15 protein-coding genes are annotated in these 18,151 nt (G+C 65.5%); 10 read left to right on the plus strand and 5 right to left on the minus strand.

Annotation, left to right across the window (positions count from 1 at the left end; all coding sequences use genetic code 11):
• Positions 1-25: 25 nt before the first annotated feature.
• From BM374_RS04345 to BM374_RS04385, 9 genes are all read left to right on the plus strand, one after another.
• Positions 26-313, plus strand: coding sequence for a GIY-YIG nuclease family protein (locus BM374_RS04345; protein WP_092289291.1), 288 nt, complete (start codon positions 26-28; stop codon positions 311-313).
• Between the two features lie 46 nt (positions 314-359).
• Positions 360-1,496 (plus strand): DNA replication/repair protein RecF, encoded by a 1,137-nt coding sequence (gene recF, locus BM374_RS04350; protein ID WP_092289292.1) that lies wholly within the window; start codon positions 360-362, stop codon positions 1,494-1,496.
• Between the two features lie 119 nt (positions 1,497-1,615).
• Positions 1,616-2,374, plus strand: coding sequence for a hypothetical protein (locus tag BM374_RS04355; protein ID WP_092289293.1), 759 nt, complete (start codon positions 1,616-1,618; stop codon positions 2,372-2,374).
• Positions 2,375-2,486: 112 nt separating this feature from the next.
• Positions 2,487-4,652, plus strand: a complete 2,166-nt coding sequence (locus BM374_RS04360; RefSeq protein WP_092289294.1) for a hypothetical protein — start codon at positions 2,487-2,489, stop codon at positions 4,650-4,652.
• 130 nt (positions 4,653-4,782) lie between these two features.
• Positions 4,783-5,469, plus strand: coding sequence for a hypothetical protein (locus BM374_RS04365; RefSeq protein WP_092290233.1), 687 nt, complete (start codon positions 4,783-4,785; stop codon positions 5,467-5,469).
• Positions 5,470-5,751: 282 nt separating this feature from the next.
• The gene (gyrB, locus tag BM374_RS04370; RefSeq protein WP_092289295.1) at positions 5,752-8,187 is read left to right on the plus strand and encodes a DNA topoisomerase (ATP-hydrolyzing) subunit B; all 2,436 of its coding nucleotides are present in this window, start codon (positions 5,752-5,754) and stop codon (positions 8,185-8,187) included.
• 213 nt (positions 8,188-8,400) lie between these two features.
• Complete coding sequence (murA, locus tag BM374_RS04375; RefSeq protein ID WP_092289296.1) at positions 8,401-9,696, plus strand: UDP-N-acetylglucosamine 1-carboxyvinyltransferase; 1,296 nt, start codon at positions 8,401-8,403, stop codon at positions 9,694-9,696.
• Positions 9,697-9,901: 205 nt separating this feature from the next.
• Positions 9,902-11,296 carry an MATE family efflux transporter gene (locus BM374_RS04380; RefSeq protein WP_092289297.1) on the plus strand — a complete coding sequence of 465 codons (1,395 nt, stop codon included), beginning with the start codon at positions 9,902-9,904 and terminating at the stop codon, positions 11,294-11,296.
• Positions 11,293-11,781, plus strand: coding sequence for a DUF2867 domain-containing protein (locus BM374_RS04385; protein WP_092289298.1), 489 nt, complete (start codon positions 11,293-11,295; stop codon positions 11,779-11,781). The genes BM374_RS04380 and BM374_RS04385 overlap by 4 nt, the downstream gene beginning before the upstream one ends.
• Before the next feature lie 42 nt (positions 11,782-11,823).
• Here the strand turns inward: BM374_RS04385 and BM374_RS04390 are convergent, their stop codons facing one another.
• Together BM374_RS04390 and BM374_RS04395 are read right to left on the minus strand one after the other, a co-directional pair.
• Positions 11,824-12,243, minus strand: coding sequence for a VOC family protein (locus tag BM374_RS04390; RefSeq protein ID WP_092289299.1), 420 nt, complete (start codon positions 12,241-12,243; stop codon positions 11,824-11,826).
• 41 nt (positions 12,244-12,284) lie between these two features.
• A complete protein-coding gene (locus tag BM374_RS04395) occupies positions 12,285-13,400 on the minus strand; it encodes an FUSC family protein (protein ID WP_092289300.1) in 1,116 nt (371 codons plus the stop codon).
• 119 nt (positions 13,401-13,519) lie between these two features.
• On the opposite strand from BM374_RS04395, the gene BM374_RS04400 reads away from it, so the two are divergent.
• Positions 13,520-14,890: an MmgE/PrpD family protein gene (locus BM374_RS04400; RefSeq protein ID WP_092289301.1), complete on the plus strand. Its 1,371-nt coding sequence runs from the start codon at positions 13,520-13,522 to the stop codon at positions 14,888-14,890.
• Between the two features lie 4 nt (positions 14,891-14,894).
• Here the strand turns inward: BM374_RS04400 and BM374_RS04405 are convergent, their stop codons facing one another.
• The 3 genes from BM374_RS04405 to BM374_RS04415 all read right to left on the minus strand — a co-directional run bounded on the left by BM374_RS04405 (position 14,895) and on the right by BM374_RS04415 (position 18,150).
• Positions 14,895-16,322 (minus strand): serine hydrolase domain-containing protein, encoded by a 1,428-nt coding sequence (locus tag BM374_RS04405; RefSeq protein WP_092289302.1) that lies wholly within the window; start codon positions 16,320-16,322, stop codon positions 14,895-14,897.
• Positions 16,323-16,467: 145 nt separating this feature from the next.
• On the minus strand, positions 16,468-17,529 hold the full coding sequence (locus BM374_RS04410) for an AraC family transcriptional regulator (protein WP_092289303.1): 1,062 nt from the start codon (positions 17,527-17,529) through the stop codon (positions 16,468-16,470).
• A 51-nt stretch (positions 17,530-17,580) separates the two neighbouring features.
• The gene (locus BM374_RS04415) at positions 17,581-18,150 is read right to left on the minus strand and encodes a GNAT family N-acetyltransferase (RefSeq protein WP_092289304.1); all 570 of its coding nucleotides are present in this window, start codon (positions 18,148-18,150) and stop codon (positions 17,581-17,583) included.
• Position 18,151: the final 1 nt, after the last annotated feature.

Here is an 18,151-nt window from a genome sequence, read left to right on the forward strand (position 1 = left end):
TTGACCCGGCCATCCATCGAACAAGATGACCTATCGGGTGTACATCCTCGCAAGCAAGCCCGGTGGAACACTCTACATCGGCGTCACAAACAATCTGGTTCGGCGCGTCTATGAACATCGCGAGGGCCTGGCAGATGGTTTCACCAAACGTTACGGCGTGAAAACCTTGGTCTATTTTGAGGCGCATGACACGATCGCCGCTGCCCTTCAACGCGAAAAGAACATGAAACACTGGTCGCGCGAGTGGAAGATCGATCTGATCGCGAAGAGCAATCCCACCTGGCAAGACCTATATGGTGAAATTGCCCGCTGACGCGGGCGATGGATTGCCGGGTCAAGCCCGGCAATGACAGAGTGATATGACCCCCTCCCGCATTCATCGCCTGACGCTGACGCATTTTCGCAATTACCGGGCGGCGGGGCTCGAGACGGCGGCTGACATGGTGGCGTTGGTCGGGCCGAACGGGGCGGGCAAGACCAATTGCATCGAGGCGATCTCCTTCCTGTCGCCGGGGCGCGGCCTGCGGCGCGCCACGCTGGAAGATGTCGCCGACAACCAGGGCGACGGATCCTGGGCGGTCTCCGCGCAGGTTGAAGGCGCGCTGGGCCTTGCCACGCTCGGCACCGGCATCGAGCCGCCGCGCGCGGACAGCACGGTGAGCCGGCGCTGCCGCATCGACCGCGAACCGGTGAGTTCGGCGAGCGCCTTTGGCGACCACATCCGCATGGTGTGGCTGACGCCCGCAATGGACGGGCTGTTCATGGGTGCCGCCTCCGAGCGGCGTCGCTTCTTCGATCGCCTGGTGCTGGCGATCGACGTTGAGCATTCCAGCCGCATCAACGCGCTGGAGCGCTCCTTGCGCTCGCGCAACCGCCTGCTCGAGACGCGCAATTACGACGACCATTGGTGTGATGCGATCGAGCGCGAGACCGCCGAGCTCGCGGTCGCGGTCGCGGCCACGCGCGGCCAGACCGCGGCGCGCCTCACCGGCATGCTGAATGCGCGCGCGCAGGCGTCCGCGTTTCCGTCCGCTCGAATCGCGCTGGACGGCTGGATGGAGAACGCGCTGCTCGAGGAGCCTGCGACGTCGGTCGAGGACCGCTACCGCCAGATCCTGCGCGACAACCGGCCGCGCGATGCCATCGCCGGCCGCACCACCGACGGCCCGCATCTCACCGATCTCCAGGTCGTCTATGCGCCCAAGAGCATGCCCGCGCGCGATGCCTCCACCGGCGAGCAGAAGGCGCTCCTGATCGGCCTCGTGCTGGCGCACGCGACGCTGGTCGCGGAGATGACCGGCATCGTGCCGCTGCTCTTGCTCGACGAGGTCGTCGCCCATCTCGATCCCAGCAGGCGCGCCGCGCTGTTCGACGAGTTGCGCAAGCTCGGCGCGCAGGTATGGCTGACGGGCGCGGATCCGGCGGCGTTCACCGAGATCGGCGCGGGCGGCGAAGTCTTTGACGTCGAGAGCGGACGCGTTTCCGCCCGGCGATAGCCCGCTCGTTGAACCCGGCATATTCCGGCCGCGACTAGCACTGTGAGGCCGCTGCTGGCGGTGTCGCAGCCGTTGCAATCGCGCGATCGACACGCGCGATATCCCTGGAGAGAGAGACCATGATGACGGTAAGGCACGGGGCGAAAGCCCCGGCACGATGGCGGCTGTTCGTGTGCGGCCTCGCCTTGCTCGCAAGCTACGCCCTCGCGGCGAGCGCGGGCGCCTGGGTGCCGCGTCTGCCGCTGCTGTTTTCGTGCGCGCTCACGCCGGATCCCGATGCCGCCCTGCCCGCGCCGACCCGGGCCAGCTACCGCGAGATCGGCACCACCAAGATGCTGGGCGTCGAAGCGCCGCTGCGGACCAAACTCACAGCGCGTATCCCCGCGGAGCTCGCCGACGTCCTCGCCTTCTACCGCACCGAGCTCGGCAAGCTCGGCTGGCAGGAACAGCACGCTGGCGCCGATATCGCCACCGATCACATCAGGCTCAGCTATGCGACTCCACTCGGGCCAGCGGCGCTGGAGCTCGATCGCAAGGACTCGAGCACCTCGGTCAATCTGGTGCAGCGAAACCAGCAGGCCGCGACCATGGCGCATGTCATGCCCCGGCCTGACCGCGCGGCGCTGATGCTGACAAATCTCAGCGACAAGGAAGCTGTGCTCACGCTCGACGACCACACCGTCACGCTTCCCGCGCGCGCCGGCAAGGGACGTCCCGAGGCGCCACTGTTCAACATGCCTCCGGGCAAGCATGCCTATGCCTTAAAGATCGACGGCCGCCCGGAGCGTGACGCCACGATCGAACTCGCCGCCGGCGATGCCTGGGAGGTTACAGTCGGGCCCGAGGGCGACCTCTGGTCGCCGCTGCAGCTGTATTGAGCGCAGCGCCGCGGGATACCGCTGTTGAACCTGCCCGGTTCCATCAGCGACTAGTTGTCTGGGCCGCGCCATTTCTCGCGAAATCCAGCAGCGAAATTCAGGAGACTTGCCAATGACGATGATCACGCGCGGGACACAGATCCCGGCAGGTTGGCGGCTGCTTGCCTGCGGCCTTCTGCTGCTGGCCAGCGCTTCGCTCCCCGCGCGCGCCGACGAAGGCATCGTCGACGTCCACAGCCTGCCGAAGCTCGATGGCGCAGAGGAAGACACCTCGCGTTCCGATCGCAACACGGTGAGCTATCGTGTGCCGACCGCAGTGCCGGCGACCAGAGCCGCCGCGAAGAAGCTGTTCGCCGCCAATGGTTGGGTGCCCTATGTCCGGCCGCTCGATGAAAACAATGGCGGTCTCGTCTTCAAGAAGGGACGGCAGGGACTTTCGCTCACTCTGTGGCTCGGCGGGCCCGGTCAATCGGGGCTCGATTACTCCCCGACCCGCATCTATTCGAACGTGCCCTTCCCCGAGGGCGCTGTCGATCTCGTGTACGACGAGACCCGGCCGTATCTCGGCTGCATCGCACCCACCGCAATCGAGGCAACGGCGGACTTCTATGCGAAGGAAATGGCCGCGATCGGCTGGCGCAAGCTCACGCCCGAGACCGCCGCAAGCTGGCCGAACGCAGACCTGACGGCGTCAGTGCCGAACGGCGTGCGTGCCTTCTACGATCATCCCGACGACGATTCGACCGGGTTCTACAGGCAGAAGCCGGCGATGCTGACCTTGACGCGCCGGGACGACGGCAGGACCAATGTCGACATCAGGATCGCGCCGTTCGCGCTGGCTACCAATCTCGAGGCCGGCGATACGGCGGGCCTGCCGGAGCCGAAACCGTACAAATCATCCTCGGGCCGTGGCAACGCCCGAACAGCCACGCGCGAGCTGATCGTCGCGGCCCTTGCCGATCTGCCCGCCGTAGAGGCCTTCTACCATCGTGAATTTGCAGCGCGGGGCTGGACGGAAGAGGGACAAGCACCGCTCGCTCCCGGCGACGAAGTCGCGCTGAAATTCTCCTCTCCCGAGGAGAACGGCGTGCTGCATCTCGGCCGCAAATACGATTTCACCATGGTGCATTTGACCGCGCAGGTGAAAGAGAGCGTGCTCGCCGCCCGCGCCAAGGCGAAGAAGGATGCCGACGAGAAGTTCATGAAGGACGCGGAGGCGATGACCAAACAGGTCCTCGCCGAAGACGCTGTCAGGCGCAAGGCGCAGGCCGCGACGCTCTCCGATGCGCCGTTGCAGGCCCTCGCTGGCAGCAACACGCCGCTGCCGGTGCCCGAGAATGCGCAGGAGGTGGAGTCCGGCGATGGCCGGCTCGAATTCAACTCCACCTCGAGCGTGAAGGCGCTGGCCGCCTTCTACCGCGCTGCGCTGAAGCCGGCGGGCTGGAAGGAGCAGCCCTCGGTGATCAACCAGCCGAGCATGGCGGTGATGGAGTTCTCCAAGGTGGGCAAGTCGATCTCGATGACCTTGATGCAGATGGGTGCCAAGGTGAACGTCAGCGCCAACGGATCGGGCCTGCGGGTTGCAGGCGCCAAGGCTGCCCCTAGCAGCAAATCTGCGAGCGGCGATCAGGCCAGCGCGCAAGCCAAAGCGTCCGCCCCGCTCGAAGCGGACCCGGATTCTGCGCTGCCCGTGCCGAAGCAGCACAGCTCGACGTCGCTCGGCACGGCGAAACTGCCCGGGATCGAGGTGCCGTTCCGCCGCGAGCTCGAGGCCAGCGTGCCGGCCGAGATCGGCGACGTGCTCGCATTCTATCGCCGCGAACTGACGAAGCTCGGCTGGCAAGAGAAGTCCGAAGGTGCGGTGACGACCGCCGACCATGTCCAGCTCGCCTTCGCGTCATCACAGGGACCGGCCATGTTGAAGCTCGGCCGTGCAAACGGGGAGACGTCGGTCAATCTGGTGCAGAAGAACACCGATGCCGCGACCAAGGCGGACATCATGCCCAAGCCGGGTCAGGCCAGGCTGCTGCTCGGCAATATGGGGAGCCAGGAAGCCGTGCTCACCATCAACAAGCAAACCATCAAGGTTGCGGCCGGCGCCGGTGGCCCACAATCGCCGAAGGGACCGATGCTCGATCTGCCGCCCGGCAAGTATCAGTATTCGCTCAAAATGGCAGGCCGTCCCGCCCGCAACGAAACGATCAATATCGCCGCGGGCGATGCCTGGGGCCTCATGGTGGGCCCGACCGGCGAGATACTGCCGCTGCAGATGTATTGATCCCGCCTGCGCCTGTAACGGCCGGATTGAACCCATCAGGTTCGCAGCGCGACTAGTCGCCGAGGTGGCGCTCCGCTCGGAGCCGCTGGATCGCGCGAAGATCAAGACGCGCAACATCCCGGAGAGTGGCATGACGACGGTAAGGCGCGGGACGAAGCTCCCGGCACGGTGGCAGCTGCTGGTGTGCGGCCTCTTGCTGCTTTCAAGCTGTTCGCAGGAGCCGCTGACCGCAGCAGATCCCCACGCCGACCTGCCCGTGCCGACGCGCGCCAGCCACTCGAGCTTCAGTACCACGCACGCGTCCGGCATCGAAATCCCGTTCCGGACCGAGCTCAAGGTCCAGGTACCCGCAGAGCTCACCGACGTCCTCGCCTTCTACCGCGCGGAACTCGGAAAGCGCGGTTGGCAGGAAAAGCCGGATGGCATGATGGTCGCCGCCGATCGCGCGCTGCTTGCCTTCGCTTCCCCGAAGGGGCCGGGTGTGCTGAGGCTCGACCGTGCCGAGGGCGAGACCACAGTCGACCTGGTGCAGCGAAATACAGAGATCGCGGCCAAGGCCAATGTCCTGCCCATATCAGGGCAAGCGCGGCTGATATTCGGCTATCTCGTGCCCGATGTGGCTTCGCTTGTGATCAACGATCAAACCATCAAGATCGAAGGCGGCGAAAATCATCCCCAAACCCTCGATCTGCCGCCCGGCACGTATTCGTATCAATTGCTGGTGTCTGGCCATCTGGTCCGCACCGATACCATTACCTTGGCCGCCGACGAGGCTTGGGATCTTCACGGCGATAAGGAGCCGTCTCAGGTCTACTGAATTCGCGGCAGTCCCAAGGCGCCGCGATGCGGCCGAAAATGGCCTCCGCACCCACGCAAAATCCACGCCTTTGAGGGGCCGGAATGGGGCCCCGAATCGGGCTTTTCACGAGCCCCGGAATCGGCCTTCAGGCGCCTTGAAAATCGGCCCAAAAATCCCATCTGCTCAAGGGGTTGCGAGGCGATACTTTGCGCTAGGCGCAAACCCTCTTTCGTGGCACAAATAGCCTCCAGATCAGCCCCTTTTGCGCGGTTGATTCGGGCGACATTTCGAAGGCCTCTCATGACAGAACCTGCTCGGCAGCAAGCTGCCGAAAACGAGTCCTCTTCCGCGAGCGAATACGGCGCGGAATCGATCCGCGTGCTCAAGGGCCTCGATGCCGTCCGCAAGCGCCCCGGCATGTATATCGGCGATACCGATGACGGCTCGGGCCTGCACCACATGGTCTATGAGGTCGTCGACAACGCGATCGACGAAGCGCTGGCAGGCCACGCCACGCGCGTCGACGTCGTGCTCAACGCCGACAATTCCGTCACCGTGCGCGACGACGGCCGCGGCATTCCCGTCGACATCCACAAGGGCGAAGGCATCTCGGCAGCCGAGGTGATCATGACCCAGCTCCACGCCGGCGGAAAGTTCGACCAGAACTCCTACAAGGTCTCAGGCGGTCTGCACGGCGTCGGCGTCTCCGTCGTCAACGCGCTGTCGAGCAAGCTCGGCTTGCGCATCTGGCGCGACAACAAGGAGCACTACATCGAGTTTGCCCATGGCGATGCGGTAGCGCCGCTCAAGGTCGTCGGCGATGCCCCGGGCAAGCGCGGCACCGAGGTGACGTTCCTGGCCTCGACCGAGACGTTCAAAAACGTCGAGTATGATTTTGCGACCCTCGAGCACCGCCTGCGCGAGCTCGCCTTCCTCAATTCCGGCGTCAACATCATCCTCTCCGACATGCGCCACGCGGTCGAGAAGCGCGAGGAGATGCACTATTCCGGCGGCGTCGAGGAGTTCGTCAAATATCTCGATCGCAACAAGAAGGCGATCGTGCCGGCGCCGATCATGGTGCGCTCGGAAGCCAACGGCATCGGCGTCGAGGCCGCGCTGTGGTGGAACGACAGCTACCACGAGAACGTGCTGTGCTTCACCAACAACATCCCGCAGCGTGACGGCGGCACCCATCTCGCCGGTTTCCGCGGCGCGCTGACGCGCCAGGTCAACGGCTATGCCGACACCAACGCGAAAAAGGAAAAGATCGCGCTGACCGGCGACGATTGCCGCGAAGGCCTCACCGCCGTCTTGTCGGTGAAGGTGCCCGACCCGAAGTTTTCGTCGCAGACCAAGGACAAGCTGGTGTCTTCGGAAGTGCGCCCCGTGGTCGAGAACGTCCTCAACGAGGCGCTCCAGGCCTGGTTCGAGGAGCATCCGTCCGAGGCCAAGATGATCGTCGGCAAGGTGATCCAGGCCGCCGCCGCCCGCGAAGCCGCGCGCAAGGCGCGCGAGCTCACCCGCAAGAGCCCGCTCTCGGTCTCCTCGCTGCCCGGCAAGCTTGCCGACTGCCAGGAAAAGGATCCGGCCAAGTCGGAGCTCTTCATCGTCGAGGGTGACTCGGCAGGCGGCAGCGCCAAGCAGGGCCGCAATCGCGAATTCCAGGCGGTGCTGCCGCTGCGCGGCAAGATCCTCAATGTGGAGCGCGTCCGCCCCGACAAGATGCTGTCGAGCGAGCAGATCGGCACGTTGATCACCGCGCTCGGCACCGGCATCAGCGACGAGTTCTCGGTCGAGAAGCTGCGCTATCACAAGATCATCGTGATGACGGACGCCGACGTCGACGGCGCCCATATCCGTACGCTGCTGCTGACGTTCTTCTACCGGCAAATGCGTGACATCATCGATGGCGGTTATCTCTATATCGCCCAGCCGCCGCTCTATAAGGTCTCACGCGGCAAGTCCGAGCAGTATCTGAAGGATGAGCGCGCGCTGGAAGATTATCTGATCGACGCCGGCCTCGATGACTGCGTCTACATTCCCGGAACCGGCGGCGACCGCACCGGGCGCGACCTGCGCGCGCTGGTCGATGACGCCCGCGTCGTCCGCAGCATTCTGCGCAACCTCCACAGCCGCTATAACCGCAAGGTGATCGAGCAGGCCGCGATCACCGGCGTCCTGAACAAATCGGTCTATGGCAACCCCGAGAACGCCACGGCCGCGGCACAGTACATCGCGACCCGGCTGGACAGCCAGGCCGAGGAGGTCGAGCGCGGCTGGGTCGGGCAGTTCGTCGAAGGCCAGGGTTTTCTATTCGAGCGCACGGTGCGCGGCGTCAAGGAAGCCGCTGTGATCGACGACGCGCTGCTCGGCTCCGCCGAGGCGCGCAAGCTCGACGAGTACACGACCAGGCTGCAGGACGTCTATGCGCGCGCCGGCAAGCTGCGGCGCAAGGACACCGAGCACGTGGTTCACGGCCCGGTCGAGTTGTTCGAGGCCGTCACCGAAGCCGGCCGCAAGGGCATCACGCTGCAACGTTACAAAGGTCTCGGCGAGATGAACCCCGAGCAGCTCTGGGAGACCACGCTCGATACCGACGCGCGCTCGCTGCTGCAGGTGAAGGTCAAGGAGGTCGACGAGGCCGACGACATCTTCACCAAGCTGATGGGCGACGTGGTCGAGCCGCGCCGCGACTTCATCCAGGAACATTCGCTGAGCGCGACGATCGATATTTGAGCGCGTCGGGTGAGGGCTTTCTCCTCTTGGGGATATTCTCCGTAGAATTCGACGATCCCATTGCGGAAGCACCCCCACCCCAGCCCCGCCCCGGCAAGCGGGAGAGGGAGCGCACCTTGTTCGTCCAACCAGCCTGAATTGCCCCCACGCGCAATTCGCTATAGTTTCCGCCCAAAGCAGCCCGCCCAACCTCAACAGAACAGCGAGTACCAAGTGGCGCCCATTCAATACATCGTCGAGGGCGGTCACCGGCTCTCGGGTTCGATCGAACCGGCCGGCAACAAGAACTCGGCGCTGCCGATCATCGCGGCGGCGCTGCTCACCGAGCATCCGGTGACGCTGGAGAACGTGCCGCGGATCCGCGATACCGAAACGCTGGTCGAGCTGATCCGCTCGGTCGGCGCGTCCGCGGAATGGACGGCGCGCAATACGCTTCACATCCACGCCAAGAGCATCCGCGCCGCCGATCTCGATCCCGAGCTTTGCGTGCGGATCCGCGCTTCCATCCTGCTCGCAGGCCCCCTGCTCGCGCGCTGCGGCGAGGTGATGCTGCCGCCGCCCGGCGGCGACGTCATCGGCCGGCGCCGGCTCGACACCCACATGCTGGCCCTGGAGCAACTCGGCGCCAAGGTCACCGCGACCGACCGACTCGAATTCCGCTGCCCCAAGCTCACCGGGGCCGACGTGTTCCTGGATGAGCCGAGCGTCACCGCGACCGAGAACGCACTGGTCGCCGCGGTCGCGGCCGACGGCGTCACCTATTTGCGCAACGCGGCGTCCGAGCCGCATGTGCAGGACCTCGCGCATTTCCTGGTTGCGCTCGGCGCCAGAATCGAGGGCGTCGGCACCAACACCATGATCGTGCATGGCCCGGCGGCGCTGGGGGAAGCGACCTATCGGATCCAGCCCGACCATATCGAGGTCGGCTCGCTGGTCGGCCTTGCTGCCGTGACGCGCTCGCCGCTTCGCATCGTACGTGCAGGCGTCGAGCATCTGCGCTCGATCCGCATGGGCTTCGAGCGGCTTGGCATCGTCTGCCGGGTCGAGGGCGACGATCTCATCGTGCCGTCCAACCAGACGCTGAAGATCCAGGACGATTTCGGCGGCCACGTGCCGAAGTTGGAGGACCAACCGTGGCCGGCGTTTCCGGCCGACCTGATGTCGATCGCGATCGTCACCGCCACGCAATGCGAAGGCGTGATCCTGATGTTCGAGAAGATGTTCGAATCGCGGATGTTCTTCGTCGACAAGCTGATCGCGATGGGCGCGCGCATCGTGCTGTGCGACCCGCATCGCGCCATCATCGCCGGGCCCAGCCGTCTGCGCGGCGCCTCGATGATCTCGCCCGACATCCGCGCCGGCATGGCGATGCTGCTCGCCGCCGTCTGCGCCGAGGGCACCTCCACCATCAACAACGCCGACCAGATCGAGCGCGGCTATGAGCGCATCGACGAACGGCTGAACGCGCTGGGTGCGAAGATCCGCCGCGTGCCGGAGCGGAAGGGCTGAGGGTCGCACTCTCCTCCTATCAATGCTCCCGTGCCCCGGGACGCAGCGCAGCACGTCAGTGATGCGCTTCTGAGCCGGGGCCCATACTGCGACATCGGAGCCTGTGGTTTCTGGGTCCGGCTCTGCGCCGCACCGCTTCGCGCTTCGGCGCGTCCGGGACACGAGGGCCATGTTTTCGACGTGCGGTTCTGCTATTGACGCCGCCATGCTCGACACCGTCCAACCACATCCGCAGCCGCAAACCGGCGTGCAGCAAAACCATCTCGCGCAGGAATTCGTCGAGACGCTGCGGCTGGCCGTGCCGATGATGCTGACGCAGCTCGGGCAGATCGCGATGATCACGAGCGATCTCGCGCTGATCGGCCGGCTCGGCGAGGATGCGGTGGCAGCTGCGGCACTTGCGCACACCGTCTATTTCGTCAGCTTCACCTTCGGGCTCGGCCTGATGGCTGCGGTGTCCCCGCTGGCCGCGCAGGCGTTCGGCGCCGGCGACGTCAGGCGCATCCGCCGCTCCTTGCGCGTCGGCCTGTGGGTCGCATTCCTCATTTCGCTGCCGATGATGGCCTCGCCGCTTTATGGCGAGCACATCCTGATCGCGCTAGGACAGGCGCCGCATTCCGCCGGCCTCGCGCAGCGTTATCTGAATGGTCTCGCCTGGGGCATCGCGCCGGCGCTCGGCTTCATCGCCCTGCGCAGCATGATGAGCGCGGTGAACCGGCCGCAGGCGCCGCTGTGGATCACGCTCGCGGCGATCCCTGCGAATTTCGCGCTGGTCTATTGCCTGATCCATGGCCTTTTCGGCCTGCCGGAGCTCGGGCTGTTCGGCGCGGGGCTTGCGACCACGCTGGTCAATCTCGGCACCTTCATCGCCGCACTCGCCATTGCGGCGTGGCGCAAGCCGTTCTCGGACTATCATCCGCTGGCGCATCTGTGGCGGATTGACTGGCCTTTGACGCGCCAGCTGATCGTGATCGGCGCTCCGATCTCGTTCTCGCTCCTGCTGGAATACGGCCTATTCTCCTCGGCCGCACTCTTGATGGGCTTGATCTCGACCACCGCGCTGGCCGCGCACCAGATCGCGCTCCAGGTCACAGCAGTTCTGTTCATGGTCCCACTCGGCATCGGCATGGCTGCGACCGTGCGCGTCGGTCACGCCTTCGGCCGCAACGATCCGGCCGGCGTGCGGCGCGCGGGCCTCGTCGCGGCGGTGCTCGGGATTGCGTTCGTCGCAGCCCTGACGGTTGCCATCATCCTCGGCCGCTACGAGCTGGGACGGCTGTTCTTCGGTAACAGCGAGGCCGGCGAGCCGACGGTCGAGCTGACCGCGACACTCCTGCTGGTCGGCGCGACCTTCTTCATCGCCGATGCGCTGCAGACCATCATGGGCGGGGCGCTCCGCGGCATCAATGACACCAGAATGACGCTGGTGTTCGCAGCGATCGGCTACTGGTGCGTCGGCTTCCCGATCGCCTGGATGCTCGCCTTCCACGCCGGCTTCAGTGCGGTCGGCGTCTGGATCGGACTATCGATCGGATCGTTCGTCTATGCCGGCCTGTTGATCTTGCGCTTCCGCATGTTGACGCGCAAACTGCTGGAATGACAGGAACGGTCCGCGAAATCACCCCTGACGTCGATGCCGGCGCGGTGCTGGCAGGCGCGCAGTTCATCGACGCCTTTCGCGTCGACATCGGCACAGCGGCGGTGAACGCCCGCGAGGCCTGCACAAGAATGGTCTTGAACGGGCCGCGCTGGGTCGAGGCGCTGACGCGCTTGCGCAACGTTCTCGTGACGCCGTTCGGGCTCAAGACATCGGGCGAAGGCGCGCCGGCGCCCGGCGGCCTGATAGGCCTGTTTCCGGTGCTGAGCGAGACCCCGGAGCGGCTGATCGCCGGCTTCGACGATTCTCATCTCGATTTTCGCATCGTCGTCGACGTAGCCGGGGATGCGGCGAGCCGCCAGGTCACCCTGACCACCCTGGTGAAAACGAACAATTTCCTCGGCCGGACCTACCTCACGCTGATCACGCCGTTCCACAAGCTCGTGGCCCGCGGCATGATGGGAAGGATAGAGGAGCCGGTGCGATGACGCTGTCTGCTCGCCCCCTCAGCAGTCCTTGAGCTGCTCACTCTACACAGCCGCTTCTTGAGCTCGCAGCGGCTGCCCGATGCCCAGCAAGTTACCTTCGCTATCGCGAAACCACGCGCCACGCTCTCCGATTCCCTTGCTGGGATAATTCCCAGAAATCTCCGCTATGCCATCGACCGTCTTCAAACTGGGCAGATCGTACTCCTCGAATTCGACGCCGCGCGCGCGAAGCTCGCTCACGGTTGCCTCGATATCTTCGACTTCCCAACCCATTTGCGTATGCGTGCCGGATTGCATTCCGGCAGAGAGGAATATCGCGAACTCACCTCCAGCGCAGACGTAGCGGAGTCCGCCGGCACGCTCTTCCACCGGCTCGAGTCCAAGTTTTTCGGCGTAAAATGTCCGCGCGCGGTCGAGGTCTTTGGCCGGAAGCCGCGTCGCAACCTTTGCGCTGCCCAACATGCTCTCTCCTTTCCTCTCGGTCTAAGTCCCGCTTGACTTACCTACTCTGCCATGCGCGCGGACTTGTCGCGCGCGGCCTCCGACCATTCGCCAACGACGCGGTCGAGATCGCAGAGATTCTGGTGCATCTGCTCCAGCGAGAAACCGAGCGCGAAGAAGCGCTCCGCAGTGTCGCTTGCGTGGCCACGGATCAGGCCCTCCTGGCGCACGGCCGCGACCGCTTCGGCGTAATGCTGAAGCGCGAGATGGACGGGATGGATCGGCGGCGCGCCGGCGCCCGCGCGCAAGGCTTCGGCCGCCGACTTCAGAAAGCGTGCGATCGCAGCGCCGACCTCCGCCAGCGGCGCGGCGAGCCTGACCTGCACCTCGACCGGCAGCGGCACCACGGTGGCGCGGCCGATCATCACGACGTCGTGGCGCAGCCGCAGGATCGTGCGCAGCAAGGGGCCGGTGTCGGGACCGCTCGACAGCCGCGCCGAACGCTCGCGCTCGGCCTCGGCGCCGATCGCATTCATGCCCACCATGGCGGTGCCGATGCCGTCCTGGATCCGGTGCAGCGCGTCGTTGTCGCGGCCGCGGGTGAGGCCCGCGAGCAATTCGGTGAAGGCCTCCGCGATCAGCTCGAGCAGCTTCGCGGCGCTGGCGCGGATCTGCCGCACCGCGCGCGAGGGCAGCACCAGGAAGGAGACCAGGAGCCCGGTGATGGCGCCGACCGAGACCTCGCTGACGCGATCAATCGCGGAGGCCAGCGGATCGGCATGATGCATGGTCGGGACCAGCAGCACGATCACGGCGGTCACGGTGGCGGTGCTCAGGTTCGGATAGACCGCGGCGACGAGAGAAAGCGGCGCGACCGCCAGCACCAGCAGCCCCAACAGGCCCGCTTCGGTGGAATAGGGGAGCGTGATCGCAATCGCGCCGCCATAGATGGCGCCGCCGATCGTGCCGAGCATGTAGTCGCGCGTCGCCTTCAGCGAGCGGCCGACGCTCATCTGGGTCACGATCAGCGACGTCAGGACCGCCCAGAGCGGCAGCAACAGATGCAGCGCGGTCGCGAGCGCATAGGCGGCTGTCGCCGCCACCGTGACCCGGATCGCCAGCCCCAATTGCGTCCGCCGCGGCCTGACCCGGTCGAACAGCTCTTTCGCACCTGCCATCGTCCGATGTCCCGATCCTCTCGAAGCCAAGGCAAAAGCATAGCTGATGCCCGCACCCCTTCGGCGGCTTGAAAGGCAAAATCAGCCCGCCTAACTTGCCGCCAAAACGAGGAAACACGATGGCCCACGAAACCGCAACGCTCGCCGCCTATGTCGCCAAGCTGAAATTCGCCGATATTCCGGCGGAGGTGCTGGAGCGCGCCAAGGTGCTGACGCTGGATTTCCTCGGCAGCGCCATCCGGGCGCGGCGCGAAGCCGAATCCACCCCCTCGCTACTGAAGATGCTGGAAGCGCTGTCGCTCGACACCAAGGGTGAGTCCACCGTGTTCGGCGATACCAGGACCTGGACGCCGGCAGTCGCCGCCCTGCTCAACGGCGCGCTCGGTCATTCCCTCGATTTCGACGACACGCATGCGGACTCCTCGCTGCATCCAAGCGCGCCGGTGGTTCCAGCCGCCTTTGCCGTCGGCGAAATGGTTGGCGCCTCCGGGCGCGACGTGCTGACCGCGATCGTTGCGGGCTATGAGGTCTGCTGCCGGCTCGGCAATGCGCTCGACCCGACCTCGCATTATGCGCGCGGCTTTCATCCGACCGCGACCGCCGGCACTTACGGTTCGGCCGCAGCAGCAGCGAAATTGTTCGGTCTCTCCGAGCCGCAGATCGTCGCCGCCTTCGGCGTCGCCGGCAGCCAGGCGGCGGGCTCGCTGCAATTCCTGATGAACGGTGCCTGGAACAAGCGCTACCAGGTCGGCGCCGCCGCGATGAACGGCGTGATATCAGCGACGCTGGCGCGCAACGAGTTCGTCGGCGCCACGGAATCGATCGAAGGCAAGCACGGCCTGCTCTCCGGCTACACCGACGATCCGCATCCGGACAAAGCGGTGGCCGAGCTCGGCGAGACCTATGAGACCATGAAGATCGGCGTCAAACCCTATCCGAGCTGCCGCTACACGCACGCCGCAATCGACGCGCTGATCGCGATGCGGCGCGAGCACAATCTGACGCCAGACCAGGTCAAGCGCGTCGAGATCGGCTTGCATCGCAACGGCATCACGCTGACCGGCGATGCCGCCACCAAGCGGCATCCGACCTCGATCGTCGGCGGCCAGTTCTCGATGTTCTTCACCGGCGCGCTCGCGCTCGACCAGGGCTCGTTCGGCTGGGACGATTACGTCAGGTTGGGCGACGCCGCAATCGACGCACTCGCCGACAAGTTCGACGTGGTGCAGGACGACCGGCTCGAGATCGGCCGAACGCATCCCTTTGGTGCGCGCGTCAGCATCACCACCGACGACGGCGTGCATGAGCGGCTCTACGCCGACCCTTCCGGCGAGCCGAATTCGTTCCCGGACACGCAGGCGATGCAGCAGAAATTCCTGACGCTGGCGCGGCCCGTGCTGAACGCACGGGCCGACAAATTCGCCGATGCGATCATGACGCTGGAGCGTTTCGATCGCGTGGCCAAGGCGACGGAGCTCGGGCGACAGTAGCCGCCTAATTCGCTCCTGCCAGTTTTCCCTTCTCGCGCGTTGCGGCCACGACATCGCGCACGAGATCGAACACGCCGTCAGCTTCCGGCGGCCAGTTCGGCGAGCGGCCGAGGCGCACGATCACCAGCTGATCGGATGGAATGACGATCGTGTATTGCCCGATCGTGCCCTTGGCGAAGAACGCATCGCGCGGCCAGCCATGCTCCACGCGAAACTTCGCGCCAAAGCTGTCGCCCTGGTTGGTCCAGAAGCCGGCGCCGATGCCGACCCATGCGTTGGGCGTGGCGGAGGCCGAATAGTTCACCCAGCCCTCGGGCAGAATGCGCTTGCCGCCGACGACGCCGTCGTTGAGATAGAGTTGGCCGAAGCGGGCCCAGTCGCGCGCAGAGGCCATCATCTCGCCGGCGCCTTCGATGGTGCCTGAAGCATCGAGCTGGAGCGTGACGTTGGTCATGCCGAGCGGGCCAAACAATTCGCGGCGTGCGAAGCGGAGCGCATCGGCCGGCTTGCCGCCGGAGGCATCGCGGATGAGATGCGAGAGGATGATGGTGTTGCCATCGTGGTAGTTCCATGCCGTGCCCGGTGCAGTCGCAAGCGGCACGCGCTCGGCGTAGTTCGCCATATCGTCCTCGGCATATTTCATGGTGTTGACCGGCTCCAGCACGGAGCCGAGCGAGGCCTGCAACGAGCTTCCGAGCGCAATGCCGGCGGTGTGGCGCAGCAATTGATCCACGGTGATGGCGTGACGCGGATCGTCGGGATCTTGCCAAGCCGCAACCGGCGCGGGCCCGTTCAGCTTCAACTTGCCCTGGCGCACGAGAATGCCAGATAGTGCCGAGATCACCGATTTCGTCATGGAGAAGCCGAGCAGTTGCGTCTCCGGCCCGATGCCGTCGGCATAGCGCTCAGCGATGATGCGGCCGGCCCTCATGACGACGATCGCGCGGGTGTAGCGATAGGGCAGCTGCGCCGGCTCGGCAAAGGCGCGGTCGAGCGCGGCTGACAGTGCCTCGCTTTGCGGCGGCACAATCCCCGGACCGGCGATCTCGGGGAGCAGCGCGGCCTGATTGTCGCCGGTCGGCAACGGAACATCTGCGATCCCCTGGCCGTGCTCGAGCGTGCAGCCGAGTCCCTCGCGATAGACGGCGTGGCTGCGGCCGATGCCGAACAGGGTCACCGTGACGTCCTTGCGGGCGCGATCGATCTGCAAATTCATCGCCCAGGTCAGCAGGCTGGTGCCCGGCATCGCGTCCGTGGTCTCAGCCAGGTCGCGCATGGGATCGAGGCCGGAGACGAACGTCTCCGAGCAGATTGTGTGGGCGATGAAGCCGGTGGCGACCTTGGGCACGTCACGGGCCCGCGCGGCGCCGAGCGCGAGGCCGACACAGGCGATGGCGGTGGTAGCGAGGATGATCTTACGGCGAGGGGTCACGGGCTTTCTCCGGCTGCGGGGCGAATGCGGGAGAGCAGGCCGGATGCGGGCGATGGGCGCTCGCCGGATTTAGAAAACGACCTCGTCGAAACTGATCGAGGCTTGCCGATTTCGAAATTCCTATGTGATTTCAAAGGCCTAAAATCTAAGCGGCATCGACCTTGAGCCGGCGATATTCCGTCGGCGTCACCCCGGTCACCGCCTTGAAGGCGCGGTTGAACGGCCCCAGCGACTGGAAGCCGGCGTCCATTGCGATGGTGATGACGGGAACCTCGGCCTGCGCGGGATCGGCGAGGGCGGCCTTGGCTTCCTCGATCCGGTGGTTATTCAGGAACACATTGAAGTTGCGGTAGCCGAGCCGCTGGTTGATCAACCGGCGCAGCCGGTATTCCGGAATTTTCAGCCGGCCCGCCAGCACGCCGATGGTGATGTTCTCCCGACGATAGATCCGCTCGTCCGCCATCAGCCGCATCAGGGCGTTGATGAGCTTTTGATCGGCGGGGTCATCCGCCGGGCGCTGACTGAAAACTTCAGGCGGTGCCGGCTCCGCCGCGGCCGGAAACAGATCCGCTCCGTCAACACGCATCATGGCATAGACGATCGCCGCGACGGTGCAGGCGAGCACGCCGGCATTGATGGTCTCGGCGATATCGCCGACGTGGTGGCCGGCGACCGCGATCTGGAGCACCGCGTTCAGGCCGCCATAGAGGGCCGTTGCGCAGACGATGAAGACGCGCGCGCTGCGGCGGCGCTCGACGAGGTCAACCGGCCAGGAGGTGATCGTCTGCCCGATCGCAAGCGCGATGAAGCCGAGCACGACCAGATTGACCATCGTTACCGAGAACCGCACATGGCCGCTGGGTGCAATCCAGACGCAGCCTGCGAAGCTGAAGGCCGTCACCAGCGCCCAAACGCCTCCGTGCCACCAGCGGAGCCGAAACTCGTCATCGAACAGCGCGCGTGTGAACAGCCAGAATACCACCATGGTGCCGGTCGATATTGCGATCAGCGGTGCATGCCAGAGCGGGACCCGCGCCGTGACATCCACCGAATAGCTCACCGCATGCGCGGCCGAGCCCAGCGCGAAGGCCGCGCCGAGGCGAGCAGCGAGCACATTGCGGAAGTCGGCGAGCAACGACGCTGCCAGCACCAGCAGCAGCGCGACGCTGGCGGCGCGAAAGGCGAGGTCGAGATCAGTCAGCAGCATGGGTTGGTCCGATCGTCCGTGCCGCGAACTTAGGTCAGATTAGGCGTCGATTCAATTTCGCCGCCAAGATGCCCGTGACGTCAGCCAGGCGTCGGCAGGCTTGCCAAACAGATCGATCTCGCGATCCTTCCGCGCACCGAGCTTGCGCGCCACGGCCTGCGATGGCGCATTCACGCTTTCGATACAATGCATGATTTCATCGACCTCAAAACTGTCGAACGTCCAGTCGATCGACGCGCGGGCTGCTTCCACGGCATAGCCCTTGCCGCGAAACTCCTTCGCGATGCCCCATCCGACCTCAAAGCCAGGCCAGCCTGGCGGACACCACGGGCCAACTCGGCCGACGTATCGGCCGCTCGACTTCTCCTCGACCACGAACATGCCGAAGCCATGGAGCGCCCAATGTCCCGATATCACCGCCGCGTTGCGCCAGCCGGCAATCTCGGTGGTCACTGGCTTGCCGTCGGCCGCGATGAAACGCGCGGTGCCGGGATCGCTCAACATTGCGGAATTGACCGCGATGTCGCTGGCGCGCCATGGACGCAGGATAAGTCGTTCCGTCTCGATTCTGGGTCCCGAGACCTCAAGCAGCCTTGCCCCAGGCTTGAGCGGCGGAATCATC

The sequence above is a fragment of the Bradyrhizobium sp. Ghvi genome, assembly GCF_900115265.1.
In the GTDB taxonomy this organism is placed as follows: domain Bacteria; phylum Pseudomonadota; class Alphaproteobacteria; order Rhizobiales; family Xanthobacteraceae; genus Bradyrhizobium.